Annotated in this window: 29 protein-coding genes and 1 other RNA gene; 17 read left to right on the forward strand and 13 right to left on the reverse strand. The window is 58.4% G+C overall.

What is annotated here, in order from left to right:
* Nucleotides 1–134 precede the first annotated feature (134 nt).
* Together HFP51_RS12610 and HFP51_RS12615 are read left to right on the forward strand one after the other, a co-directional pair.
* A complete protein-coding gene (locus HFP51_RS12610; RefSeq protein ID WP_176876073.1) occupies nucleotides 135–830 on the forward strand; it encodes a hypothetical protein in 696 nt (231 codons plus the stop codon).
* 89 nt (nucleotides 831–919) lie between these two features.
* Nucleotides 920–2,131 carry a cupin domain-containing protein gene (locus tag HFP51_RS12615; protein WP_176876074.1) on the forward strand — a complete coding sequence of 404 codons (1,212 nt, stop codon included), beginning with the start codon at nucleotides 920–922 and terminating at the stop codon, nucleotides 2,129–2,131.
* On the opposite strand, the gene HFP51_RS12620 is transcribed toward HFP51_RS12615, so the two are convergent.
* Nucleotides 2,128–2,868, reverse strand: a complete 741-nt coding sequence (locus HFP51_RS12620; RefSeq protein WP_176876075.1) for a TSUP family transporter — start codon at nucleotides 2,866–2,868, stop codon at nucleotides 2,128–2,130. The two genes, HFP51_RS12615 and HFP51_RS12620, sit on opposite strands and share 4 nt — an antisense overlap.
* 171 nt (nucleotides 2,869–3,039) lie before the next feature.
* On the opposite strand from HFP51_RS12620, the gene HFP51_RS12625 reads away from it, so the two are divergent.
* The gene (locus tag HFP51_RS12625) at nucleotides 3,040–3,825 is read left to right on the forward strand and encodes a class I SAM-dependent methyltransferase (protein ID WP_176876076.1); all 786 of its coding nucleotides are present in this window, start codon (nucleotides 3,040–3,042) and stop codon (nucleotides 3,823–3,825) included.
* Between the two features lie 36 nt (nucleotides 3,826–3,861).
* Here the strand turns inward: HFP51_RS12625 and HFP51_RS12630 are convergent, their stop codons facing one another.
* Complete coding sequence (locus HFP51_RS12630) at nucleotides 3,862–5,127, reverse strand: multidrug effflux MFS transporter (RefSeq protein ID WP_255454664.1); 1,266 nt, start codon at nucleotides 5,125–5,127, stop codon at nucleotides 3,862–3,864.
* 93 nt (nucleotides 5,128–5,220) lie between these two features.
* Between HFP51_RS12630 and HFP51_RS12635 the strand changes: the two genes are divergently transcribed.
* Genes HFP51_RS12635 through HFP51_RS12645 form a run of 3 tightly spaced genes read left to right on the forward strand, consistent with a single transcriptional unit; the run spans nucleotide 5,221 to nucleotide 6,832 of the window.
* Entirely contained in the window at nucleotides 5,221–5,676 is a 456-nt protein-coding gene (locus HFP51_RS12635) for a DUF2721 domain-containing protein (protein WP_370462918.1), read from the forward strand.
* Entirely contained in the window at nucleotides 5,673–6,080 is a 408-nt protein-coding gene (locus HFP51_RS12640) for a DUF4345 domain-containing protein (protein ID WP_176876078.1), read from the forward strand. The genes HFP51_RS12635 and HFP51_RS12640 overlap by 4 nt, the downstream gene beginning before the upstream one ends.
* Nucleotides 6,077–6,832 carry a sterol desaturase family protein gene (locus HFP51_RS12645; RefSeq protein WP_176876079.1) on the forward strand — a complete coding sequence of 252 codons (756 nt, stop codon included), beginning with the start codon at nucleotides 6,077–6,079 and terminating at the stop codon, nucleotides 6,830–6,832. Before HFP51_RS12640 ends, HFP51_RS12645 begins: the two co-directional genes overlap by 4 nt.
* A gap of 13 nt (nucleotides 6,833–6,845) precedes the next feature.
* On the opposite strand, the gene HFP51_RS12650 is transcribed toward HFP51_RS12645, so the two are convergent.
* A complete protein-coding gene (locus tag HFP51_RS12650; protein ID WP_176876080.1) occupies nucleotides 6,846–7,319 on the reverse strand; it encodes a hypothetical protein in 474 nt (157 codons plus the stop codon).
* A gap of 106 nt (nucleotides 7,320–7,425) precedes the next feature.
* Between HFP51_RS12650 and HFP51_RS12655 the strand changes: the two genes are divergently transcribed.
* Nucleotides 7,426–7,704 (forward strand): ETC complex I subunit, encoded by a 279-nt coding sequence (locus HFP51_RS12655; protein ID WP_176876081.1) that lies wholly within the window; start codon nucleotides 7,426–7,428, stop codon nucleotides 7,702–7,704.
* Between the two features lie 38 nt (nucleotides 7,705–7,742).
* Here HFP51_RS12655 and HFP51_RS12660 read toward each other — a convergent pair whose 3' ends face one another.
* The 5 genes from HFP51_RS12660 to HFP51_RS12680 form a co-directional block, all read right to left on the reverse strand.
* Complete coding sequence (locus HFP51_RS12660) at nucleotides 7,743–8,210, reverse strand: hypothetical protein (protein ID WP_176876082.1); 468 nt, start codon at nucleotides 8,208–8,210, stop codon at nucleotides 7,743–7,745.
* A gap of 168 nt (nucleotides 8,211–8,378) precedes the next feature.
* Nucleotides 8,379–8,948 carry a hypothetical protein gene (locus tag HFP51_RS12665; protein ID WP_176876083.1) on the reverse strand — a complete coding sequence of 190 codons (570 nt, stop codon included), beginning with the start codon at nucleotides 8,946–8,948 and terminating at the stop codon, nucleotides 8,379–8,381.
* A 119-nt stretch (nucleotides 8,949–9,067) separates the two neighbouring features.
* Nucleotides 9,068–9,604, reverse strand: a complete 537-nt coding sequence (locus HFP51_RS12670; protein ID WP_176876084.1) for an NUDIX hydrolase — start codon at nucleotides 9,602–9,604, stop codon at nucleotides 9,068–9,070.
* Entirely contained in the window at nucleotides 9,605–10,105 is a 501-nt protein-coding gene (locus HFP51_RS12675) for a TPM domain-containing protein (RefSeq protein WP_176876085.1), read from the reverse strand.
* A gap of 67 nt (nucleotides 10,106–10,172) precedes the next feature.
* Nucleotides 10,173–10,682, reverse strand: coding sequence for a TPM domain-containing protein (locus HFP51_RS12680; RefSeq protein ID WP_176876086.1), 510 nt, complete (start codon nucleotides 10,680–10,682; stop codon nucleotides 10,173–10,175).
* A gap of 128 nt (nucleotides 10,683–10,810) precedes the next feature.
* On the opposite strand from HFP51_RS12680, the gene mscL reads away from it, so the two are divergent.
* The 3 genes from mscL (at nucleotide 10,811) to ssrA (ending at nucleotide 12,224) form a co-directional block, all read left to right on the forward strand.
* Nucleotides 10,811–11,245, forward strand: a complete 435-nt coding sequence (mscL, locus tag HFP51_RS12685) for a large conductance mechanosensitive channel protein MscL (protein ID WP_176876087.1) — start codon at nucleotides 10,811–10,813, stop codon at nucleotides 11,243–11,245.
* Between the two features lie 47 nt (nucleotides 11,246–11,292).
* A complete protein-coding gene (locus HFP51_RS12690) occupies nucleotides 11,293–11,799 on the forward strand; it encodes a hypothetical protein (protein ID WP_176876088.1) in 507 nt (168 codons plus the stop codon).
* 28 nt (nucleotides 11,800–11,827) lie between these two features.
* Nucleotides 11,828–12,224, forward strand: a transfer-messenger RNA (tmRNA) gene (gene ssrA, locus HFP51_RS12695).
* Between the two features lie 61 nt (nucleotides 12,225–12,285).
* On the opposite strand, the gene HFP51_RS12700 is transcribed toward ssrA, so the two are convergent.
* The 3 genes from HFP51_RS12700 to HFP51_RS12710 form a co-directional block, all read right to left on the reverse strand.
* On the reverse strand, nucleotides 12,286–12,684 hold the full coding sequence (locus HFP51_RS12700; protein ID WP_176876089.1) for a RidA family protein: 399 nt from the start codon (nucleotides 12,682–12,684) through the stop codon (nucleotides 12,286–12,288).
* Nucleotides 12,685–12,869: 185 nt separating this feature from the next.
* On the reverse strand, nucleotides 12,870–13,313 hold the full coding sequence (locus HFP51_RS12705; RefSeq protein WP_176876090.1) for a hypothetical protein: 444 nt from the start codon (nucleotides 13,311–13,313) through the stop codon (nucleotides 12,870–12,872).
* A 74-nt stretch (nucleotides 13,314–13,387) separates the two neighbouring features.
* Complete coding sequence (locus HFP51_RS12710) at nucleotides 13,388–13,831, reverse strand: PaaI family thioesterase (RefSeq protein WP_176876091.1); 444 nt, start codon at nucleotides 13,829–13,831, stop codon at nucleotides 13,388–13,390.
* Between the two features lie 144 nt (nucleotides 13,832–13,975).
* On the opposite strand from HFP51_RS12710, the gene HFP51_RS12715 reads away from it, so the two are divergent.
* From HFP51_RS12715 to acnA, 5 genes are all read left to right on the forward strand, one after another.
* Nucleotides 13,976–14,335 (forward strand): hypothetical protein, encoded by a 360-nt coding sequence (locus HFP51_RS12715; RefSeq protein WP_176876092.1) that lies wholly within the window; start codon nucleotides 13,976–13,978, stop codon nucleotides 14,333–14,335.
* Between the two features lie 240 nt (nucleotides 14,336–14,575).
* Nucleotides 14,576–15,064 carry a hypothetical protein gene (locus HFP51_RS12720; protein WP_176876093.1) on the forward strand — a complete coding sequence of 163 codons (489 nt, stop codon included), beginning with the start codon at nucleotides 14,576–14,578 and terminating at the stop codon, nucleotides 15,062–15,064.
* A 178-nt stretch (nucleotides 15,065–15,242) separates the two neighbouring features.
* Entirely contained in the window at nucleotides 15,243–15,797 is a 555-nt protein-coding gene (locus HFP51_RS12725) for a hypothetical protein (protein ID WP_176876094.1), read from the forward strand.
* 106 nt (nucleotides 15,798–15,903) lie between these two features.
* On the forward strand, nucleotides 15,904–16,659 hold the full coding sequence (locus HFP51_RS12730; RefSeq protein WP_176876095.1) for a VIT1/CCC1 transporter family protein: 756 nt from the start codon (nucleotides 15,904–15,906) through the stop codon (nucleotides 16,657–16,659).
* Between the two features lie 182 nt (nucleotides 16,660–16,841).
* Nucleotides 16,842–19,520: an aconitate hydratase AcnA gene (gene acnA, locus HFP51_RS12735; protein ID WP_176876096.1), complete on the forward strand. Its 2,679-nt coding sequence runs from the start codon at nucleotides 16,842–16,844 to the stop codon at nucleotides 19,518–19,520.
* 60 nt (nucleotides 19,521–19,580) lie between these two features.
* Here acnA and HFP51_RS12740 read toward each other — a convergent pair whose 3' ends face one another.
* Nucleotides 19,581–21,719 carry a beta-propeller domain-containing protein gene (locus HFP51_RS12740; RefSeq protein ID WP_176876097.1) on the reverse strand — a complete coding sequence of 713 codons (2,139 nt, stop codon included), beginning with the start codon at nucleotides 21,717–21,719 and terminating at the stop codon, nucleotides 19,581–19,583.
* Nucleotides 21,720–21,834: 115 nt separating this feature from the next.
* On the opposite strand from HFP51_RS12740, the gene HFP51_RS12745 reads away from it, so the two are divergent.
* Nucleotides 21,835–22,479 (forward strand): carboxymuconolactone decarboxylase family protein, encoded by a 645-nt coding sequence (locus HFP51_RS12745; RefSeq protein ID WP_176876098.1) that lies wholly within the window; start codon nucleotides 21,835–21,837, stop codon nucleotides 22,477–22,479.
* 4 nt (nucleotides 22,480–22,483) lie between these two features.
* On the forward strand, nucleotides 22,484–23,023 hold the full coding sequence (locus tag HFP51_RS12750) for a VOC family protein (protein WP_176876099.1): 540 nt from the start codon (nucleotides 22,484–22,486) through the stop codon (nucleotides 23,021–23,023).
* A gap of 3 nt (nucleotides 23,024–23,026) precedes the next feature.
* Here the strand turns inward: HFP51_RS12750 and HFP51_RS12755 are convergent, their stop codons facing one another.
* A complete protein-coding gene (locus tag HFP51_RS12755; protein ID WP_176876100.1) occupies nucleotides 23,027–23,668 on the reverse strand; it encodes a TetR/AcrR family transcriptional regulator in 642 nt (213 codons plus the stop codon).
* Between the last annotated feature and the right edge of the window lie 14 nt (nucleotides 23,669–23,682).

The following is a 23,682-nucleotide window of genomic DNA, read 5'->3' on the forward strand; positions in this document are numbered from 1 at the left end:
TGAGGCTCTGTCGGTTACCGGGAATAGTGCTGGCTGCCTAGCAATCAGCACAAGGGCGGGGCGCGTTCACATGACGTGAATGTCGCCCCGCGCCCATATTGGGCCGCGATAATTTGATCTGAGGGGAAAATGCAATGTCTTCGAAATTCAATCGCCGATCATTTCTGAGTCGGGTTGGTGCCAGTGCCAGTATCGGTGCGCTCGGATTGGTAACCGGCGCTTGCGACCAGCTTGGGCTGGGCGGAGACGATAGCGAATCCAGCGGTACAGATCCCAGTGATGATGTCGCCGGCGAGGGCGCGGGTGCCGCAGGCAGTACCGGTGAATCCGGTTCGGCGGGATCTTCTGAAAACGGATCCGCAGGCGAAGAGCCTCGGACGAGCGGCCTCACTGACAGCGACAGCGGCGCAAGTGCCGATCCCGCAGGCAATGGCCGCGGTGGGCCAGCCAATGGTTCTAATACCAATAACCGAAGCGGCGTTACCGATAGCGATGGTGGTTCCAATGCCGATCCAGTCGGCAATGGCCGGGGCGGCAATCGCGGTGGCATAACCGACAGCGACGTTGGCACGAATGCCGATCCTGTCGGTCAGGGCCGCGGCGGAAGCGGCGGCAATCGTGGCGGCGGAATGACCGACACCGACACCGGTGCGAGCGCCGATCCTGTCGGTCAGGGGCGCCGTGAAAATACCGGCATTACCGATCGTGACACTGGCGCTAGCGCTGACCCACTAAATGGCGGTCGTGGTGGTCCCGGCAGCACGCGTGGTGTGACTGACAGTGATATCGGTCCGAATGCGGATCCGATCGGCCAAGGCCGCGGCAACTAGGCACTACCGACTTCATTTTGAGACAGATCAAGGTGCTGGTTCTGCCGGCGCCTTACTGTCTGGCTATCTAACCCCTGCGGAAAACCATCATGCACAAATATGATCCGACGAAAGATCTGCCAACTGTTGCAGCGGACGCGCTCACACGGGTTCTCGATCCGATAGACCCGAGCGATTTTTTTACGGAAGTATTCGAGGAGCGGCACCATCTGATCGCTCGCGGAGAGCCGGATCGGTATTCAGATCTCGTTTCTGTCGACGTACTCGACGCCTTTATCGCTGATGGCCAGTTGTTTGATGGCCAGATCGATGCGACCCGGGCTGAACCGCGCATCACGCGTGATGCCTTTACGTTAGACAATAATGAGATTGATCGCAGCGCGCTGCTTCGCCTGTATCAGGATCATGCGACAATCATCGCTCCGCATCTTCACAGCTATCACAAACCGCTCGGTGATTTCGTTCGCGCGCTGGAGCCGGTCTTCAGCGCGTCCGTGCAGACGAATATCTATCTGACGCCACCGGGTGCGAAGGGCTTTCGCACCCATTATGACAATCACGATGTCTTCGTGATGCAGGTGTCGGGCACCAAAAGCTGGCGGATTTATGACGAACCAGTCGGCAAACCGTTTCGCGGCGAGGGGTTTGAGCCGGGTGTTCATGAAGTCGGAGACCCTACGGACGAATTCGTCCTGAGCGCCGGTGACACTGTCTATATCCCGCGCGGTATGATGCATGATGCCGATGCGCATGATGAAGAGGCATCGCTGCACATCACCCTGGGCCTTGTCACCAAGACATGGGCCGATGTCGTTCTCGAGGCGATCTCCAAGGCCGCCGTGGAAACCGATGACCTGCGCCGGGCACTGCCGCCGGGCTATGCCAACAGCAATTTCGAACGCGGCCCGGCACGCGAGCAGTTTCGCGAATTTGTCAAAGAGCTTGCCGAAAAGGCCGAGTTTGACGAACCGCTCGATATCCTGGCTGACGATTATGTGAAATCGCGCACGCCGGATATGGCAGGCATCATTCGCTACGCCTCCGATCCGATCAAGGACGACCAGATGTACGAGGTCAATGACAATGGCCTGTATCGTCTTATCGAGGATGAAGAGAGCGGTGAGTTTGCTGTCGTAACGCGTGGCGGTGCCAGTGAGTTTGTCGGGACCAAGCGCAAGGCGTTTGATCGAGCCATGGATGGCGAGAATTTCAAGAAGGCCGATCTTCCCGAGATTGAAGACGCTGATGCCGTTGATCTGATTCGGCGCCTCTTGTCGCGCGGATTAATCCGGCCGCTCTAAGCCATTGCTAACATAAGGCCGCGTGCCAGATAGATCAGTCCGATCAGGCTGACGATCCACCGTGTCCAGCCAAGAAAAATGGCGTCCGACATTTTGTCGAGTACGGCTTTGCCTGTCCGGGTGCCCAACATTGTCACAGGGATTGCCAGCAGAATCGCTATCCAAGGGAGCGTCTCGCTATCTGCGGCGAAGATCATTGCTCCGCCATAAACGATGATCTTGGCGAGATGCGCGAAGACCTGAGTAAACGCCTTGGTCGCAACGATCTGATGTCGCGTTAATGTTGTGCGCACGAAGAAGATATCCAGCAACGGGCCGGCCACGCCGGCGACGAGATTGGTTCCGGTTACCAGCAATCCGGACGCGAAGGCATGGAAGGGTCGTCGTGCGTCCAGGGCAAAGCGCTTGGCTGGCAGCCAAACTGATAGACCGACGAGACCGAGCGCGATGAAAACAACCGGGCGCGGTGGAACAAAGGCCAAGCCTGTAAATATCAGCGCCGCGATCAGCGCAGCGAGAGCATACCAGCCGATAATCGACCAGACGATGTCTGCTCGATTGAGCCACGCGCGCCAGCCATTCGACACAATCTGGATGATCCCATGGGTCACAAAAGCCGCGCTGATCGGAAGCAGCAGGACGAGCGCGCCCATCAGCACCATTCCGCCCGCCATGCCGAAAATACCTGAAAGTAGCGCTGTGAAGAATGCAATCAGCGGGAGCAGGACGGCAAGCATGCCGGGCTGATACCGCGATAGCCGGTGCTTGGCTATTGGGCGCGGGCGGGGGGGGGTGTTCGTCGAAGCGCGATGGCACTCGAAACCTGCATCATGATGTTGGTCGAAACCCTATTGCCTTGCACTCGCGCCACGCCGCAGTCAGGCTGCCATTGATAAGGGGACAATACCATGCATTCGAAACTTGCACTTTTCCTGGCGCCGGTCGCACTGCTTTGCGCGACGGCTCCCTTCACACCCGCATCGGCGCAAGCGACAACCGCTTCCAGCATTTATGCGGAGGCTGCAGCACCGGAAGGCCGGCCCGAAGCCATGGTCGCGCTCGACGAACATCGCAGACCGGCGGAAGTCCTTGAATTTTTTGGCGTCGAACCCGGCGACAATATCCTCGAAGTCGCCATGGGCGGCGGATATTGGATGGATATGCTGGCGCGCATTGTTGGTGATGATGGACTGGTGATCGGCAGCGTTCCCGAGGTGCCGTATGAAGCGCGCGAAGATTTTCGCGCGCAAGCTGATGCGATAATCGAACGCAATGCGAACAGCCGGGCCGATATCGGCAGCGTGCAGGAGATCAACTATCCGGCCGCCAGCCTAGATTTCGTGATGCTCAGCCTGATCTTTCATGATGTATATTTCGAGAGCGATCAGTTCGGCTTCATTCGCCAGACACCACAAATGTTCCTGGCCGGCATTTTTGAGGCACTGAAACCTGGCGGAACCGTCGGCGTCATCGATAGCGTGGCGCCCGCAGGAATGCCGCCGCGCGAAAGCGTTGAAGCGCTCCACCGGATTGATCCGGCGGTCATCCGTCGCGAGTTCGAGGCCGCGGGATTTGTACTGGAGGCGGAAAGCGATCTGCTGCGCAATCCGGATGATGATACCACATTGTCAGCATTCGATCCGGCGATCCGCCATCGGACCGACAAGGTCTTGATGCGGTTCCGCCGTCCATAGGTCATCAAGAGCAAGGGACGGCGTGCGCCTGCTGAATCAGGTGCGCGCCGGCTCGGTTGCGAGCTCGTCTTCGACGAACAGGCGTCTCTTTTCAGTGACGAAGACGCAGACAAGAGCGAGGCAGCCGCAGACCAGAAAACCGAGAGATAGCGGTAAGGTCGTGCCGTCATATAGCTGACCGATGCTGACCCCGATCAACGCCCCGAGCAAGACGCCTACTGCGCCTTGCCCCGAGCTGGCCGTTCCAGCGATTGCGCCCATATCCTCCATCGCCATCGCGCCGAAATTCGCGCCGCACAGGCCGAACGCGCCCATATTGAGGGACAGCAGGATCAGGAAAAGCCAGAGAGATTTGGTATCCGCATAGGCCGTGAATGAGGCCGCTGCTGCCAACAGGATGAAGATGATCAGGGCGCTGTGCGAGACGAGACGCGTTCCGAGCCGCAACACGATCCGCGAGTTGAGCAGAGACGCTGCTGACATCGCACCGGCTATCACGGCAAAAGCCGGAACCAGCATTTCTGGCCGACCGAATGTATCGTAGATCACCTGCTGAATTGAATTGATGAAACCAAAAAGCGCGCCCGACAGCAGGGCTGAAGCCAGCATATAGCCAAGCGACTTGCGATTGGTGAGCGTCTGTTTCCAGCCATGCCCAACACGCTCAACGGTCAGCGGCATTCGATCTTCCGGTTGGAGAGTTTCCGGCAGGCGCCATCCGATCCAGAGGCCAACACTGATGCCAATTGCGGCAAACATCCAGAAGATCCAGCGCCAGTTTGCAATCGATATGATTATCTCGCCCAAAAGCGGTGCGAGCACGGGAACGGCCATGAAGACCATCATTGCGAAGGACATGACCTGGGCCATTTTACGCCCGACATAGAGATCTCGAACGATCGACACGGCAAGTACGCGCGTCGCGGCAACGGCGACTCCCTGAAAGAAGCGCGCGGCTAGCAGAAGTTCGTAGGATTGCGCAAAGGCTGCAACGACACTTGATAGCGCATATAGGCCAAGCCCACCGACGAGCAGCGGTCGGCGCCCAAATCTGTCTGATAGAGGTCCATGAACGATCTGGGCGATACCAAAGCCCAACAGCATGACACCGATAACCAACTGACGGTCATTATCTTCAATCACATTCAAGTCGTGGCCGATCGCCGGAAGCGCAGGCAGCATTGCGTCTATGGCGAGCGCCGTCATCGCCATCAGCGAAGCCACCATGGCGACGAATTCTGTGAAGCCTGGCAGCTTGCGGGCCGGCGGTGCGGATGCCCCGTTCGTCATGCGATCGGCCATGCGCCATTTTGCAGTGCAGCGGAACCCAGAAAACGCCGGTTACTGGATAGCAGCGCTTGACCATGCACCGGCCAGGGGCAAAGGTTTGCCATTATGGATCCAGTGCCTGCTGATATCGCCATTACCATCCAGCTTGCGCTGGCGCCGGCTTTCTTGCTGGTCGGGATTGGCCAGTTTCTCATTCTCGCCGCTGGCCGGTTGGGACGCGTCGTCGATCGGGCGCGGATCATCGCCGATATCTTGCCGCAAGAGCCTGGGCCGGAGCATGACGACTGTCTGAAAGAGCTCAGGATGCTCGATCGGCGAATGACTGTCACCGGCATATCCATCCTATTTGGTACCATTGCCATGATTGCCGTCTGCCTGGTTGTAGGCGGCTTGTTCGCAGCCCGGCTTTTCGAGATCGAACTTACCGGTTTTACGGCCGCGACATTTGTTGGTGCGATGGGCCTGCTGATTCTCGGCCTGATCACCTTCCTCTACGAAGTGCAGCTGGCGAACCGATCGATCCATGTTCGCGCCGATTTGCTGGGCAGGCCGAAGAAATGAGCCCGGGCGCCGAGAAGCGGGCGCTGCAAATCACCGCCGGCCTCGCCTGCCTTGTCCCGCTATCCATGGGCGTCGCTAGTGTCATTATCGGGCCATCCATATTATCGGGGATCGATGATCCGCCGCCGCGCGATCTCGACAGCCATTTTCGGTATCTGTCCGGGATATTTTTGATGGTCGGGATAGCCTTTGCGACCTGCGTCCCGGGAATTGAACGCAAGACAGCGCGATTCAGATTGCTCGGTGCCATGATCGTCCTGGGTGGCTTGGCCCGCGCAGTCTCTGTCATGGAGTATGGACTGCCGTCCGACGGCCATCGTTTCGGATTGGTAATGGAGCTTGGTGTCGTGCCGTTACTTATGATCTGGCAAAGCCGCGTCGCGCGGCGGTTTGGGTCAGAATGACCGATCCCTGGCTCGTCAGCGCATTGGCGCTATGGATTGCGCTCGTCCTGACCCTCGAGCGGCTGGCCGTGGCGCAAATGCCGCCAGCAGAGAATTGGCGCCGAATACTCCGAAACCTCGGCCTTGGTATGATCGCGCTGACCGCTGCTCCGTTGCTGCTGACGCTAACCGGTCGGTTCGCGTCGGGCATGGAACCGCTGGTGCCGCTCACTGCGCTCGGTGCGCTGGGCGCCTTGCTGGTCCAGCTGCTGGTGCTCGATATCTGGACCTACGGAATGCATCGGGCCTATCATGAAATCCCGTTCCTTTGGCGGTTCCACGCGCCGCATCATCTGGATGACCATCTGGATGCAAGTTCGGCGTTCCGATTTCATCTTGGTGAGATATTGATATCTGCAGCGATGCGCCTGATCCCGGCGCTCATTTTTGGTATCGATGCCGCCACGCTGTTGCTGTTTGAAGCACTGCTGATGGCCAATGCCGTATTTCATCATTCGAACATCGCCCTGCCGCGTCGGTTCGAGCGGCTGCTCTCCTGGTTTATCGTGACCCCCTCAATCCACTGGATTCACCATCACAAGATCAGGGCGGATACCGACAGCAACTATACCGCGATCCTATCCATCTGGGATCGCCTGTTCGGCTCGGCAAATCCCAAAGCAAGAGTGATCGGTATGCCCATCGGTGTTGAGGGGCAACGGGATCAGAGCTTCTTGAGGCTGCTCGCCTATCCCTTCGTCCGGCGGGACTAGCTGGTCGGCCTCGCTATTCGGTTTCCGCTGGTGCCGCGTAGCGATGGGCAATCATTGTGCTGCCCTCGAATACTGGCACGTCCGGCACCGTGATCCCGTCGCCGAAATCGAAAACCCGGTCATCATTCATGTCGTAGTGCAGCATGACGATGAACATATCGCCAGCTTCCGGCACGTCATCGATTGTGATCGGTACATTATGGCTGATGCCGGCGGGAACCGGAGATGCGCCGACATATACTGTCCCTTCGGGTTCCCCGTCGCGAAACGGGTGCATCACCAGAAAGCCGTTACGGTCAATTTTGACTGTCGGAAACCGGAACGTCGCACCACTGCGCGTCGCGCCGTCGACCAAAATTGCACTATTCTCGCCATTGCCAAGAGTGATCTGCGGCGGAGCCTCTTCGGCTGGTTCGTCATAGTCTTGCGCCAAGGCAGCGGTCGAAAATGTAGCAGCGCAAATACATAGCGAAATGGTGCGGATCATATTCCCTCTCCTCGACTGGCTCCCTATCGGATATAAAGCTGCTAATCCATCTTGACGGTGCACGTCGCCTTCCGGCATCTGGCAGTGGCAGAAACAGGGAATGATTATGTCCGCGCGTATCTATCAACGGATGAAGAATGCAATGCAGTCTGGCCGTCATCGGGTGGGTCAGTGGACGCTACAGTTCGAGCCCAGCGAAGCGCAGCGCGCAGACCCGCTGATGGGTTGGGCCGGGTCATCGGACACCAATCGGCAGGTTCGGCTAACCTTCCCGACGCTTGAGGCCGCCAAAGCCTATGCCGAAAAGCAGGGCATTGATTATCACGTCGTTCCGGGTCCCGAGCGGACGCTCAAGATCCAGGCCTATGCGGATAATTTTCGCTAGGATTGTGGCTTGAGACAATGACGGCGGTGCCGCCGCTCTCACAATATTCCATTGAACACATATTGGCCGTGATGCGATCCGGAAGGGACGATCCGGCGCCGCTCGATACAGCATGGATCCAGCCCATAGCGCCGCGCCACGATCTGCATTCGCCGGATGAATTCGGCAAGGAAGATGTGGCAATTGCCGTAACGGAGCGCATTGGCCGATGCATCATGCGCAAATCGCAGAGCAGCCAAGAGGCCGATATCCTCGTTGCAGGGATCGGTCCCAAGTTCTGTCGCCAGGGCGCGATGCGCCACATGATCAATATGGCCGCCCGCATGATCTTCAAGTGAAGGATGATAGCGATAATCCGGTATCAGCCATCCGATCGTACATCTTAGCTCGGCTTCGGGCAGATAGGTGCGGTATCGGCACAGCCCGGATAAATCGAGCGATGGCCGTCCCTGTTCCAATATGCGCAACCCGGCGATGTCGAACGCCTTTTGACGATCAAGACCCACTCATACCTCCGCCGAATGCTATCGGTGGAATAGTAAGCATGACCGGTAAACGAGACTGGTAAACGCGAATTTAGGCACAAAAAGTCCGCCCGAGACTGGAACCAGCGCTTCTGGATCATTTGGCTGAATCGTTAACGGCAGGCTGGTTTTACGTGGTGATTCAAGAGCCTATTCGGCGCTGCCTCCATGCGCATATTCGAGTTCGAAAAATGGCCGCCAGTTCGCTCCGCCATCGACCGTCAAGAGCACGTCAAAATGAACCACCAGTTCGGAGAAGTCCCACCGTAATTGAAAGTGCATCGCTCGTCCGTCTTCCAGTGGAAAATGCGTATCGCTGCGCAGATTTGTAGCAACGAGCAGCGTGTCGGATATGAAGCGGCCTTCATAGATGTCCATCAATCCAAAATCGTCATCCACCACTGCGATGCGATACAGATTGCGAAACTGGTCAAAGCTGAACTGGGTTTGCAGGGTGATGAGATCGCCTGGCTGTTGTTCGATTTGGGTGTCTTCGCGCAGGATATGGCCGCCCAAAATGATGCGCCCTTCGGCCTCGCTAGCGGCCAAATCTGTTGCGCCATTCGGTCCATGGCGCACTCCAGTGACGCGCGACGTCCCGACCAATGGCGCCAACCGTTCAATGGCTGCCTGGGCCTCTTCGGACTGAGCATGTGCAGTGCCGCCAACAAAGGCGAGGCTGAGCGTCAGCAGGGCGACGGATAGACTATGAAATCGCATGTTGGGAACCTCCCCTATTGACCGGTTGCAGGCTCAATAGCGGGACTGAATTCGCGCGTTACATCTGATCTGCAAAGCGCGGCGAACAATCGGTCAACGGACCAAAGTGCATTTTTGAGCTACAACCAGCCGGCGCTGAGAAGCATGACGATGCGCACATCGATAATGGATCCGGCATCTCGCTGTTGCGCGATGAATTCAGCGATCTCGGCAAGCGCTACTCTGTGCACCGTGATATTCTCGTCCTCTGTGCCGCCACCGGCACCGACCTTGGTTAGGTCAGTGGCCTTGAGCAGGGTGAAGGTCTCACTCGTCATCCCCGGCGAAGAGCAGAAGCGCCCGAGATTTTCGAGATGCCCGGCCCGGTAGCCGGTTTCTTCCTCTAGCTCTCGCCCGGCGGCCTCTGCAGCTGCCTCACCGGCCGTATCGTCGCCAACCAGGCCTGCGGGCAGCTCAATGCAACTGGCGCGCAGAGGCACGCGATATTGTTCGACCAGGATGACATGGTCACCCGTCTTATCGCTATCGATGGCGAGAATGACGGCGGCGCCAATGCCGCGCACGCGGCTCACATACTCCCAGCGACCCTCTTGATGGATCGCAAGATAGTTGCCGGCCCAGTGGGTCTCGCGCTCTTCGCTACTGTCTGTCGACAATCAGTCTTCCATATGCATTTCGGTGGCCATGATGCCGTTCATCATGCCGTTCTCGAAATTGCCATTGTCAAAGGCTGTGATGATCGCGTTGGCGGCGCCTTCGCCTTCTTGCGTATCAATATTCTCGCCAACCACGGCAATTTCCTGCTGATTGACTGCAATGTAAATCATCGCGTCGGCATCGGTTTCGGATCGCGCTGCGGCAGCCGCTGTATCACTATCCTCGCCATCGGTTGAATCGACAATCAAGAAATGGATGTCGCGTCCGCTTTCTTCATGCTTTGACGCAAGCCGTTCATTAACATTGGCAATCGCTTCGTCACCGATCTCTTCCGCCAACTGGCCAGATTCATCGGTAATGTAATCGCCGTGTTCGGCTGCCTCTTCACTTGCTGCGGCTTCGCTGCCTTCGGTGTCCGCTGTATCTGCTTCACCGCTGCATCCTGCCAAAGTCATTGTCAGCGCTGTCGCGCCCATCATTGCTGCCATTGTTCTCGTCATATTTTCCCCCCTGTGAAACTCAGCCACTGCTATTGCATGCTAAGACGTCCCGATAAAGCCGCGCTCGCTATTGGCCGAGATCGGCAATGACCGCGTCGATGCCCGCATTCAGGCCTTCCGACAGCTCATTTTCCTCAAAATGCGCAATCATTGCGAGCTCAGCTTCGCCCACTGCGGTGTCACCAAGCGCCTCGCCGACAATGGCCAGCGCCTGATCGCTTCCTGCCACATAGATCAGTGCATCTGCATCGCGTTCGGCGCGCATCTCTTCTGCGACTTCTTCGACATCGCGCCCGTCCGTGCTCATGCCGAGAACCACATGGACGTCCCGCCCGCTGCTGGCATGATAGCTGAGCAGCTTGGTATTCAGTTCTTCGACGATGGCTGCATCGATCAGGCCACCGGTTTCATCTTCCGCATAGCCGGCTGCGTCGTGCACCTCGGGTGTTTCTTCGCTCGCGTCTTCGGCTGCGCTTTCGCTATCTTCTGCCTGCGCCGTGGCTTCGCCTTCACTGCAAGCCGCGAGGATAAGCGCCGCACTGATCGCGGCGGCGGGGAGCGTGGACATAAACTTCATTGATCAAACTCCTTAACTCAGGCCATTGGCATGGCATATTTCCTCAGGCCGGGAAACCGGTTTGCTTGGCGCGCGCAGCAGGCTGTGCCATATCCGCGCCGATATCAAATCAAGGGGGACGGGTTCCTATGTTCGGTGAGTTCAGAGATTTTGTGACGCGTGGCAATGTGATCGACCTGGCGGTCGCAGTTATTATCGGTGGCGCTTTTGCGACGATCACCACATCGCTGACCGAAGACATTATCATGCCGGTCGTCGGCTGGATCTTTGGCGGGGCTGACCTTTCCACCCTGTTCATCCGCTTGGGCGATATCCCGGTGGACTATGCGGGATCGCCCGAAGACTATGCCGCGCTCAAGGAAGCCGGCGTGGCGATGATCGGCCTCGGCGCGTTCATCACTGTCATCATCAACTTCATCATCCTGGCTTTTGTCATCTTCCTGATGGTGCGCCAGGCGAACAAGATGATGGCCAAGAAAGAAGCCGAAGAAGCCGAGGAAGATACCGGCCCCAGCGAAATCGACCTGTTGACCGAGATCCGCGACGCTCTGAAAAAGGAATAATCGGGGTAACGCGATTTGCAGTGCCTTGCGGCTAGGGGAAGAGAAATATGATCGAACTATTAATGCTGCTGATGGTGCAGTCGGATAGCGCCGTTAGCCCTGAGAATCGGTTTTTGACCCATCCCGAAGCAAATGCTTCGGGAGATTTTCGTCGCGGCGCGGTCGGAGTGCCGGTCGAGGTTGGCTTTTACGGTCCGTATCGGCGCGACGAGCAGGGCCGATCGCAATTCTGGTTCTCTCGCCTGGCACGAAACGGAGAACGGCGGTGGACGACAAGCATTGACTGTCCAGGAGCCCGACAGTCGTTAATCGCGTTGGGCGATATAGCGGACCCGGAACCACGCCTGCCGCTTATGGCAGACGAAAGGAGCCATCTTATCAACTATGACGGGCCCTATTATCGAATCCGCATGCCGAGCCGTTATGCCAACGGCCAGCACACCCGGACGACGCTTGAAGTCTGGGGCCGTTCCCAACCCGGCAGTTGGGTCAATGCCATGTTTGAGACATTGGACTCATGCTGGACGGAGACACCTCCGGAACCGATCGAATAACCGTCTGTTTCCAGTCGCTTTTCTCTCCTCACTTCCCATTAACGCCAGGCCCCCTATATTGGGGGTGCCGGATTTCGGTTCGGCTATGGCGATAAACGGTGTCGTGTAATAGGCACAGCGGACCCGGGGGCAGTACCCGGCGGCTCCACCAAAAAGGGCGATTTGGCTTGCCAATCCCGCCTTTCCCGATGGGGCCGAACCAGGATCGACGTGTGTTGAAAGACGAAACTTTTTGCCCGGCCTGAATGCGCCGTGAAACCGTTCACAACTCATAAGAGCAAACGATAACGACGCTCTTGCTATTGCTGCGTAACCCAAAGCTTCACAGCTTAAGTTACTAGGTAAATAACGGGGCTGGACCACGCCCGGCAACAGAAGTGGATACCGGCGGTCCGGGGCGCACCGAGCAACAGAAGCGCCCCACTTTTCTTGTCAGACCTTCGGCTTCGCCTCAGGCGCCGCACCAGCCCGCACCCCGACTCTTTTCTAGCTCTTCACCGCCATCACTTCGATTTCGACCTGATATTCGGGATCGGCCAGCGCCTCGACGCCAATCGCCGTCGCGCAGGGCGCGGTGCCGTTGAACAGGGCAGGGAGCGCGCTGCCGACTGCGCCCAGGCGCTCTGGCGTCAGGCCAACAATATAGAGCCGCACCGCAGTTACATCGTCGGGCGTTGCGCCGGCGGCGGCCAGCGCCAGCTTCACATTGTTCGCCGCCACCTTGGCCTGCTCGCCCAGATCTTCGGGCACCGGCGTGCCATCCCGATCGATCGCGACCTGGCCCGAACAGAAGATCAACTCACCGGGCGGCGAGGTCACCGTCTGCGTATAGCCGAGCGCCCCGGCATCGGGCAGCGTATCGGGATTGATCTTGGTAATCGGCATGGTGGGTCTCCTATTGGGTCGATGAGATCTTTGTCAGAAACTTCCTGGCGGAAGTTCGCGGCACCGGCCCTCTCCCCTTCCCGGCCGCCCAGTAAGTATACCCTGTGGGCGGCCGGGAAGGGGAGAGGGCCGGTGCCGCGCTCGAACGAAAGTGAGAGTCTGACATAATCACACCCTCACTTCTCCTATCCGAAAATTTCGTTTCTCTCGGCCTGCTTAACCGTTGTTTCGAGCAGATCGATCGTGATGCGTTTACGGAAAAATCCGGTCTCCTGGGCCACAAAGGGCGTCAGATAATCCTCTGCCGTGTCCGCTGTGCGCAGCGCGATGACGATGCCATCGAATGTGCCTTTCTCGTCGGCATAATGCAGTTCCATCGCCTCGCCGATCGTGGTGGCCACCGCCTCGCCGCGCTCAGCCAGGTCCTGCAACACCGTCTCCAGCGTCTCATAGCTGGGCGTTGCATCGGGCATATCCTCAGCCGTCACCTCAAGCCCGATGATCCGGCCATCACTATCAAGATAATGCGCATGCGGCGGGCAATAACCGGCCTGTTGCAAGCGCAATTGCGAGGTGGAGAGGCTGGTTTCGAGCAGCTCGTCAATCTGCTCCTGGCTGGGCGTCGTCATGGTCAAATACCCCTAAAATGAGGCATTCACCATGCGCCCCGTCACCGCCCGGCGCAATGGGAAATGGCGCAGCCTCAGGCACGAAAGGCGTAGAGCACCCGGGCCGAACAGCAGAGCCGGCCTTCATCGTCCGTCACCTTCACCTCAACCGGGGCCAGTTGCTTGCCGCGCTTCAACACATGCGCTTCGCAGGTCACGGTCTCACCCTTGGTCTGGCGCAGATAGGTGAGCTGGATATCGGCGGTCCCGGCCGGATGTTCGCCCTCGCGCAGCCCGGCGAGCACGGAGGTCACCGCCGTCATGTCGACCAGCGTCGCCAGCGCCCCGCCATGCACACTCCCGCCAATCCCGGTCGGTGTATGCTCGGTGCGATGCAGCTCCACCCGCGCATAGCCATCGCGATACTCGACCAATTGCATGCCGAGATATTTGTGAAACGCCATCTCGGAAAAATTATCGAAAAAGGGCTGGATAGTCGCCGGCGTAAGCGGGGGAAGCCCAGGAGATTGATCTGCCACTAATGCATGCCTCAACGTTTAAGACGGGTGCGCCTTAGAGCGGAAATGGCGGGGGATGTCGATTGGGATGTCCGCTTCTGGCCGAAAGCGGACATTGGACGGAGAATATACTATGGTGGATCATCCAATATCGTAGGAGGTCTCATGAACCGCTTTACTATGGCAACGATCTCGCTGTGCGCCTTGTTGCCCGGTGAAGTCGGAGCCCAGGCGAATGCTGATGAAGATCTTGTTTGTATTGTCGCACTAATGGCGCTTCAGGATCGCGAGGTGGGCCTGCCAAGCCAAATCCATTTCCAAACGCGAGCTGAAATGCGCGGCGTCGCGATTGACGCCTCGGAAATCGATGCTGCGCTCCTTGCCTACAATGCCGACTCTGAAAACGTCACTGAGCAATGCCTCACGCGCATGCAACAACATCTTGAACGGGGGTCCGTCCTCCGGGACCTTACGTCGCAGCGATTGAGTACGCTTATCGAGCGACAGCACCCCGACAGCAAATAGCCGCTCTGTGGGTCTTCGTTTCCCTTCCTTCTGCAACCGATCGGCGGCGCGCAGAGATTGCCTTGAGCGTAATGCGGACGTTCGGTGATTGGCCCAGCCTGTTAAGAATCGGAAGATAGAGGCTCTTCTACCCCGAGCGTCCGCATATGGCCGAAAGCGGACATGGTTGTATCAAAATCGAAAGCTGCCCCTTAGAGTCGCATCGAGCGCGGGCTGGAGAACCGATCGGGGAGAATGGGAGTGGACAAGGATTCTATTGTTGACGGGGTAAACCGCTGGATCCTCTTGGCGGCAAATATTGGCGTTATCGCAGGAATCTTCTTTCTTGCCTTTGAGTTGCGGCAAAACACTGTGGCCACGCGCATGGAAGCTGCCAGCAATTTTCAAAATAGTTTCAGCGAAATTGAGTTTTTCATTGCTCAGAATCCCGAGTTTGCCGAACTATTGAGGGCAGGACGCGACGGCGAAGAGTTGACTGGGGCTGCTGCGCTGCGGTTGACAACTTTTTACGGCAATGTCCTGAGGACCTGGCAGAACGCGCATCTTCAGTTTCTCGCAGGTGCGTTGGACGAAGATGTCTGGCTGGGCAGTCGCACGCGATTCGCCACTGTGCTCAACGAGGATCGAGGCCTCGCCACTCATTGGCGAAACAACCAGTCCCAGTTTAGTCCTGCGTTCAACGATATGGTTTCGTCGCTGCTTCGAGACGCTAGCGATAACCGAGGATAGGGAATTGCACGTGTTGATGTCGAGAGCGCGCAGACACCTGTAATGGAGAATCCACTTCTGGCCGAAAGCGGTCATGGCGAGATCCCTATGCGCATTGATGATCCTGGCTTACCGATCATCCTCGCTTAGTATAGGCTATGATTAGCGCACCGCGGCGACGCAACGAGGGGATTGCTGGATGACTCAGTTTCAGTTTGTGATGGTCTTGCTGTCACTAATCGTCGGACTGGGCGTAACCGACCTGCTTTCGAATGTCGCGCGGCAGCTCAAGGATCGAGAATCCTGGAAATTCTCATGGCTGCAATCACTGCTGGTTGTGTTCGTTTTTGTCGCTCTGCTTCAGCAATGGTGGGAAAGTTGGGGGCTACAATCGATCGAGCATTGGAACTTTGGCAGCATGCTCTGGATGCTTGCCGGGCCAATCGGTCTCTATATCGCAGCGCATCTGCTATATCCCAAGGCCGCAGAAGATGTGGATCTGGAGACGCATTATTTCGACAATTCCAAAGCGTTTTGGCTGATCGCTGCCGCGGTGGTCGTCGTGGCGACACTGTTCCGTCCGATCAGCTTCGGTATGCCGCTGCTAGACTTCGACAACCTCGCATCGATAGTGCTTTTTGGCAGCTGTATGGTGTTGGGACTTATCAAGCACCCGCTGCTCCACAAGACCTTAGCGCCACTTTTGCTGACTGCGCTCCTCCTCGACATATTTGTTTTCAATCCGAGCATTTAGGCATTTTGGGCAGCCCCGCGAATGCGGTCATGCCAGCATCGTCCCGTCCTCCCGCCTGACACCGCCTCTCCCTTCTGATACCTCTCCTCCCCAGGGGAGCATGTGTATGACACCGGAACATAGCCATCATCCCGATGCGATTGTGGAGCGGCTCGCGGCGGGATCGCGGCCCTCTTATGTGCGCGACTTTGTCTATGGCGGGATTGATGGGGCGATTACGACATTTGCGATTGTCGCCGGTGTGGTCGGCGCGTCGTTATCATCCGGCATCATCGTCATTCTCGGCATCGCCAACCTGCTCGCCGATGGCTTTTCGATGGCCGCGAGCAATTATAGCGGCACCAAGGCCGATATCGATAATGTCGAGCGGATCCGGGAGATCGAGGCGCGACATATCGATACCGACCCCGAAGGCGAGAGGGAAGAAGTGCGCCAGATCCTTGCAGGCATGGGGCTGACCCCTCCCACGCTTGATGAGGCGGTGGAGTCGATCACCGCGGATGAGCGCCGCTGGATCGAGTTCATGGTGACCCAGGAATATGGGCTGGCGGCCGTCAATCCTTCGCCGATGCGTGCGGGGCTGGCGACATTTGTGGCTTTTGCGATCTGCGGCGCGGTGCCGCTGCTGCCCTTTCTTGCGCCCTATGTGACGCCGAGCTTGCTGGCGGGCCAGGCACCTTTGGCCCTGTCGATCGGCATGACCGGTATCGTGTTTTTCGGGATTGGTGCGATCAAGAGCCGCTGGGCGGTGACGAGCTGGTGGCGATCGGGGCTCGAAACGCTGTTTATCGGCGGCATGGCGGCTTTCTTTGCCTATGGCGCCGGCTGGCTGTTGCGCTCGCTCTTCGATGTCGCGATCTGAGTGCGGTGGACGGGCGCTAGGACGGTTAGCCACGGCGCAAGCATAATTGCGGGGTTGCGTCTTTCACTCGCTGCGCCTTCCCGCTAAACCCCTCCCGACTCATTTACCGCTTGGCCGCTGGTCGCTGCGCGTTGGCGCAGTCCCCCTTCCGGCGCCGGGCACAGATCAGAAGGACCATCCCTTTGACCAGCACCGGCCACGACACGCTTTCCACCCGTTCCACGCTTGATGTGAACGGGACTTCCTATGCCTATTATTCGCTCGCCAAGGCGGCAGAACAGCTTGGCGATATTTCGCGGCTGCCATTCACGCTGAAGGTGCTGTTGGAAAATATGCTGCGGTTTGAGGATGGCGGGCATACAGTTGCAACTGGCGACGCGCAGGCGGTGGTCGATTGGCAGAAGGAAGCCAAGTCGAGCGCGGAAATCCAATATCGCCCGGCCCGTGTGCTGATGCAGGATTTCACTGGGGTTCCGGCGGTTGTCGATCTTGCCGCGATGCGCGATGGCATCAAATCGCTGGGCGGCGATGCGCAGAAGATCAATCCGCAAGTTCCGGTGCATCTCGTGATCGATCACTCGGTGATGGTTGATGAGTTCGGCACGCCGACCGCGTTCGAAGAGAATGTCGCACTCGAATATCAGCGCAATATGGAACGCTATGAGTTCCTCAAATGGGGATCGCGCGCGTTTGACAATTTCTCCGTGGTGCCGCCGGGAACCGGCATTTGCCACCAGGTGAATCTCGAGCATATCGCTCGCGCGGTCTGGTCTTCGAAGGACCAGAATGGCCAGGAAGTGGCCTATCCCGATACCTGTGTCGGCACCGACAGCCATACGACGATGATCAATGGCCTTGGCGTGCTTGGCTGGGGCGTGGGCGGGATCGAAGCGGAAGCCGCGATGCTCGGCCAACCGGTATCGATGCTGATCCCCGAAGTGGTTGGCTTCAAGCTGACTGGCGCGCTGCCCGAAGGCATTACCGCGACGGATCTGGTTTTGACCTGCGTGCAGATGCTGCGCGAAGTGGGTGTGGTTGGGCGCTTTGTTGAGTTTTACGGGCCGGGCGTTGCCGCGCTGAGCCTCGCCGATCGCGCGACGATCGCCAATATGGCGCCCGAATATGGCGCGACCTGCGGCTATTTCCCGATTGACGAAAAGACGATGGACTATCTGCGGCTCACCGGCCGGTCGGAGCAGGATGTCGCGCTGACCGAAGCCTATGCCAAGGAACAGGGCTTCTGGCGGCTGGATGATGGCCCGGATGCGATCTATTCCAACACGCTGGAGCTCGACATGAGCACGGTGATGCCGTCGCTCTCCGGACCGAAATTGCCGCAGCAACGCGTGTCGATGGCCGACCTTGATGAAGGCTTCAACACGGATCTCTCCGAAGTGTTCGGCATCGCCGACACCGACAAGGAAGTGCCGGTTGAGGGCGAAGATTATGAACTCGCCCATGGCGATGTAACGATCGCGGCGATTACCAGCTGCACCAATACGTCCAACCCGAATGTGCTGATTGCCGCCGGGCTGGTCGCCAAAAAGGCGCGAGAGCTTGGGCTCCAGCGCAAGCCTTGGGTGAAAAGCTCGCTCGCACCGGGATCGCAGGTCGTCACCGACTATCTCGACAAGGCGGGGCTGAGCGATGATCTCGACGCGCTGGGCTTCAATCTGGTCGGCTATGGTTGCACCACCTGTATCGGCAATTCCGGGCCATTGCCCGCGCCGATCTCCAAGGCGATCAATGAGAATGACATGGTCGCCGCCTCGGTATTGTCCGGCAACCGCAACTTTGAAGGCCGGGTGAGCCAGGATGTACGCGCCAACTATCTCGCCTCACCGCCGCTGGTCGTCGCCTATGCGCTCAAAGGCACAGTGCGCGAGGATATGTATGAAACGCCGATTGGGCAGGGCAACGATGGGCAGGATGTCTATCTGAAGGATATCTGGCCGACCAATGACGAGATCACCGACATGGTGAACAGCTTTGTCAGCCGCGAAATGTTCGAAACCCGCTATGCCAATGTCTATAATGGCGATGATGAGTGGCGGGCGATCGATGTCACCGGCGGAGACACCTATCAGTGGCGCGCTGGATCGACCTATGTCGCGAACCCGCCCTATTTTGACGGCATGGAAATGACCCCGGCGCCGATCAACGATATTGTCGATGCGAAGGTGCTGGCGCTGCTCGGCGATAGCATCACGACCGACCATATTTCGCCTGCCGGTGCGATCAAGGAAGACAGCCCGGCTGGCGAATATCTGACCAGCCACCAGGTCAATCGACGGGATTTCAACAGCTATGGCAGCCGGCGCGGCAATCACGAGGTGATGATGCGCGGTACGTTCGCCAATATCCGCATCAAGAACCAGATGGCTGACGGTAAAGAGGGCGGCTACACCAAATATGATGGCGAGGTGATGCCGATCTATGATGCTGCCATGCGCCACCAGGCCGAAGGCACGCCGCTGGTTGTGATTGGCGGAGAGCTATACGGAACGGGTTCATCGCGGGACTGGGCGGCCAAGGGCACCAACCTGCTCGGCGTCAAGGCTGTGATCGTTGAAAGCTTTGAACGCATCCACCGCTCAAACCTTGTCGGCATGGGCGTATTGCCGCTGCAATTCGCAGACGGCGTTGATCGCGATACGCTCGGCATGGACGGTACGGAGAGCTTTACCATCACCGGTGTTGCCGATCTCGATCCGCGCCAGACTGTCGAGGTCACCATGACCCGTGCAGATGGCTCGACCGAGACGTTCGAAACGCTGTGCCGCATCGATACCGCTAACGAGATGGAGTATTTCCGCCACGGCGGCATCCTCCATTATGTGCTTCGGAACCTCGCGGCCTAACGCTGGCCTCAGTCTCGCCTAATCGACCGGGCCTAACCGGCGGGGCCTGATCGGCGAGGCCTAATCGATGGGGTTGGTCGGCGCGTAGTTCGTCCGGCCGATCTCGCTGATCCGTCCATTTTCCATCCGGCCCTCGACCAGCTCATATCCAAGCAGGGCGAAGGTGCGGGTGCGCAGGAAGATCGGGCGGGCATTGCCATACCAATCGACGCAGGAGGCGCGGCAACCGTCATCGACGGCACCGGTAACCTCGGCGCGGAGCTCGCCGGCTTGCGAGAATTGGCCATCGTCCCGGCGCAGGAACAGCATCGAGACGGCGCTACCGAACAGCCGCCGATATTCCGGCTCCACCTGGCGTGCGACGGGCAATCCGAGCGTGCCGGAAGCGCCATCCGCCGATCCTGGATCGGGCCGGTAGAAATAGGCATGGCTGCGCGATTCACCCTGGCCCGTTGCCGGCATGAAATAGGCATCTCCAAGCGCTGGCAATCCACCGCCCAGTTCGATCGCACTGAAGCCTAGCCGGTTCTCAAGATCGCTGCCGACAATCACGGCATCTGCGCCCATTACTTCGAGCCGCTCAATGCTATGGCCCATGCTAAGACGGGCTATCGCGCCGCCATTGAGCGGTACGGCAAATGCGGTCGGTTCGCTGCTATAGCTGGGCGGACTCTGCCAAGTGTAGCTGCGGCCATGGCCGTAAATCAGGTGATTGCCGACAAACCGGTTCTCGAGTTGCGGCATGGCCTCATTGCGCTCCAGGTGCCGGTAATAGCGTTGGCGAACCTCGGTAGTGCCATCGCCAAATTCGGAAAGCGGCACGCGAATCAGGCTGATCGTGCCTCGCGGCGCTTCGGGTTCCCACATGGCATTATCGCCAGAAGCGGCGCGGACGAGGATGTTGAGCATGCCGTCATTTGGATCTTCGCGGAAGGAGAATTGGTCGATCGGCGCGCCGCGCGCACCAATTGCGGACGGCGCCCCGCCCGATAATGGCATCCGATACACCGTCGAATAGCGCGGGTTGTTCGATGGCCGGGTAAAGTCGCCATTGCTGACCCACAGATAGACCGCATCTCCCGAAACATAGAATTCACGTGAACTGCCCGCGATCACACCAGTTGCGGAACAATCGAAATCGGGCGAACTGACATCGCAGGTCGTAACGCTATGGAGCGTCGATATCGCCTCGCTGGCATTGCGGCGAATGTCGCGCGTCACATAGATCTGGCGCGGTGATGCAACGCGCTGAAACACGCGGTTTTGAGGATTGCCGTCCCAGCGTTTGACGCCCGGTAGCGCGTCCATCGGGTCTTCGCCGCGAAACAGGTTGAGCGGCGAGTAGAAGATCAGCTGGTTACCGATCAGGCGCGAGGCATAATTGTCAGCGGAGTAATAATCATTGGAGCGCAGATGATGGGCGTCCTCGAACGTCAGCTGGCCATCGTCGGACAATAGAAAGCGATTCACCTCGGTTCCGCCGCGACCATAGCTATAGCCGATCACGATCACCCGGTTCCCGGCTATCAGCATTTCATCATACCAGGATGCGCTGCCATCGGTGTCGGGCGGAAATGCGTCGATCATGTCGACCGGCCGCATATTCCCGTCGGCAATCGATACGGTGAACAGCCGTCCGCGGCGCAGGATGACAAGGATATCGCCGCGAATTTTGACGATCCCGCCTTCATCGACACCGGCTGTCTGATTGTTGGTAATGCTCTCTTCGGCAACACTATCAGCCATCGCTGGTGCGGGCGGCGGTGGCGAAGGTGGCGGAGGTGGAGGAGGCGGCATTGGAAGCCACTCAGGCATCGCAGGCAGGGGCGGTGGCGGCGGCAGGCCGGCTGCTGCACGGCGCTCCGATTCAGCCTGCCAAGCGGCTTCCGCCACTTCACGTTCCTGTAATTCTTGCTCACGCGCTTCCATGTACCGCTCATACTGCTCGAGATATTCGCGTCGACGTTCGGCTTCGGCTTCCGCGCGTTCTCGCTGTACCCGCATCCGTTCTTCTCGAATGTCGCGCATCGCGCCAAGATAGCTGGCGAGATCGGCTTCGCTGTCAAAGGATTCAAGCGTCGATCCCTGGAAACCATGGGCCGGGCCCGGCACTGCAAGGATGAGCAACACGAGGAGTAAGAGCGTGACGGGCAGCCCGCTGATGGTGATCGGATTGCGTGCGACGCGTGTGAATGGCATGAAATGTCCCCCTGGATGTGATTATGACGCTCTGCGCGCGCAAAGGTCAATCGCATCGAAAGTCATGCAACCCATTGGGGTGGTGGCGCATAATGTGTTGCGCTAGGCTGAACGCATGCCACGCCTATCCCAAGTGCCCCGCGACGATGCAGACGATTATGTCCGCGCCCTCTACACCGCCCTGTTCGGCGATCGCGATCCGGTCGCAGACCCCGGTACAGCCACCGGAACGCCCGGCAATTGGTGGACGGTTTTCGCGCTCGTTCCGGATGCCTTCAAACATACGACCGAAGGCTTTGGCTTTTATCGCTCGGACAATCGCAAGCTCGATCCGGTCTTGCGCGAACTCGGCCAGACACGGGCCGGCTATGCGGTCGGATCGCGGTTCGTATATTCGCAGCATATGAAGGCTGCGCGCTTTGCTGGGCTGACTGATGCGCAGGCCGAAGCGATTGCCCATTGGCCGGTCGCCGATTGTTTCGACGAGGTGCAGCGTGCGGTGCTCGCCTATACCGATTGTCTTGTGCTCGAAAAGGGCCGGGTCCCGGATGGGGTGTTCGCGACGCTGAAAAAGCATCTGTCCGAACAAGAGATTCTGGAGCTCACCTACATCACCGCCACCTATATGATGCACGCTGTGATGAGCCGCGCCTTGCGGCTTGAATATGATGATGTCGATGAACCGATCACCGAAGTGCCCGCACCCGAAGGCGCGACGGCGGACGTGATGGGCATGGTCGATAACCGGAAGAAGGATTAGCGCCATGGCCTATCACCATCTTGCCCTTGCCGCGAAAGACATGAAGGCGATTCATGAATTTTATGAAGGTGTTATGGGATTTGAACTGGTGAAGGTTGAGATCGCGCCTGTCATGGGTGGCGGCTGGGGCAAGCATTTCTTCTACCGTATGGATGGCGATGACAGCCGCTTTATCGCCTTTTGGGAATTGCATGACGTACCGGGTCAGGACGAGCAGCTGCATGATCTGAACGCGGCGGCAAAGATGCCGCAGGGCACCAACCATTACAGCTTTTCGGTCGATACGCGCGAAGAGCTGGATGACTGGCGCGGGCGCTGGAACGATGCCGGTCTCGACGTGCTCGAGATCGATCACAATTGGTGCCGCTCGGTCTATACGCGTGACCCCAATGGCAACATGGTCGAATTTTGTCTGACCACCGGTAGCTTCACCGAAGCCGATCGCGATCGGGCGCTGGCCGCGCTCGATGAGAGCGAGATGCACGCCAGTCCGCCGCCCGGTTCGATGAAGAACTGGCCGGCAAAGGCTGAAGCAGCGGAATAAGTCCTAAGACGCCAACTTGAGCGGGGTGCCGCTGCTTGTCGGGGCCTCGGCGCATTTGGCATTGAGCCCGTTGAACAGCGTGTTGATGGCGATCCTCAGATTTTCCATATTCGCGCTGTCATAACGCGGGATCAGGCTGGGATCGCAATAGGGCGCGAGCATCGTGTTCACCGGAGACATCAGCCCGTCGATCGTCATGCCGGCAAATTCGCCATCGGAGATCGCCTCGGCAAGGATCGTCGCCATATAATGGTCGGCGAGATCGACATAGCTCATCACCACATCCTTATGCTCTTCACCAAGCGCCATACAGGCCAGGAAATAGTCCTGGTCCTCCTCGTAGCGCCGGCGCTTTTCGGCAAAGCGTCGCGCGAAAAACTGGTAAAGCTTTTCCCGGGGTGGAAGATCGCTCTCCACCACCTCTTCCATCATATCGTTAAGCGGCTGGAACCAGCGCTCGATCGAGGCTTCGAACAGCGCCTCCTTGTTCGGGAAGAAGCGATAGACATTCGATTGCGACATACCGCAGGCATTGGCGATTTCCGTGATTGTCGGCGTCACCGGACCGCGCTCACGGATCAATTGTTCTGCGGTTTCGAGCAGCTGCTCGGTGATCGCTTCATGATCGGATTGCGGGCGGGCCATGATAATCTCCTTGG

Origin of the sequence: Parasphingopyxis sp. CP4, from assembly GCF_013378055.1 — a bacterium.
Classification (GTDB): domain Bacteria; phylum Pseudomonadota; class Alphaproteobacteria; order Sphingomonadales; family Sphingomonadaceae; genus Parasphingopyxis.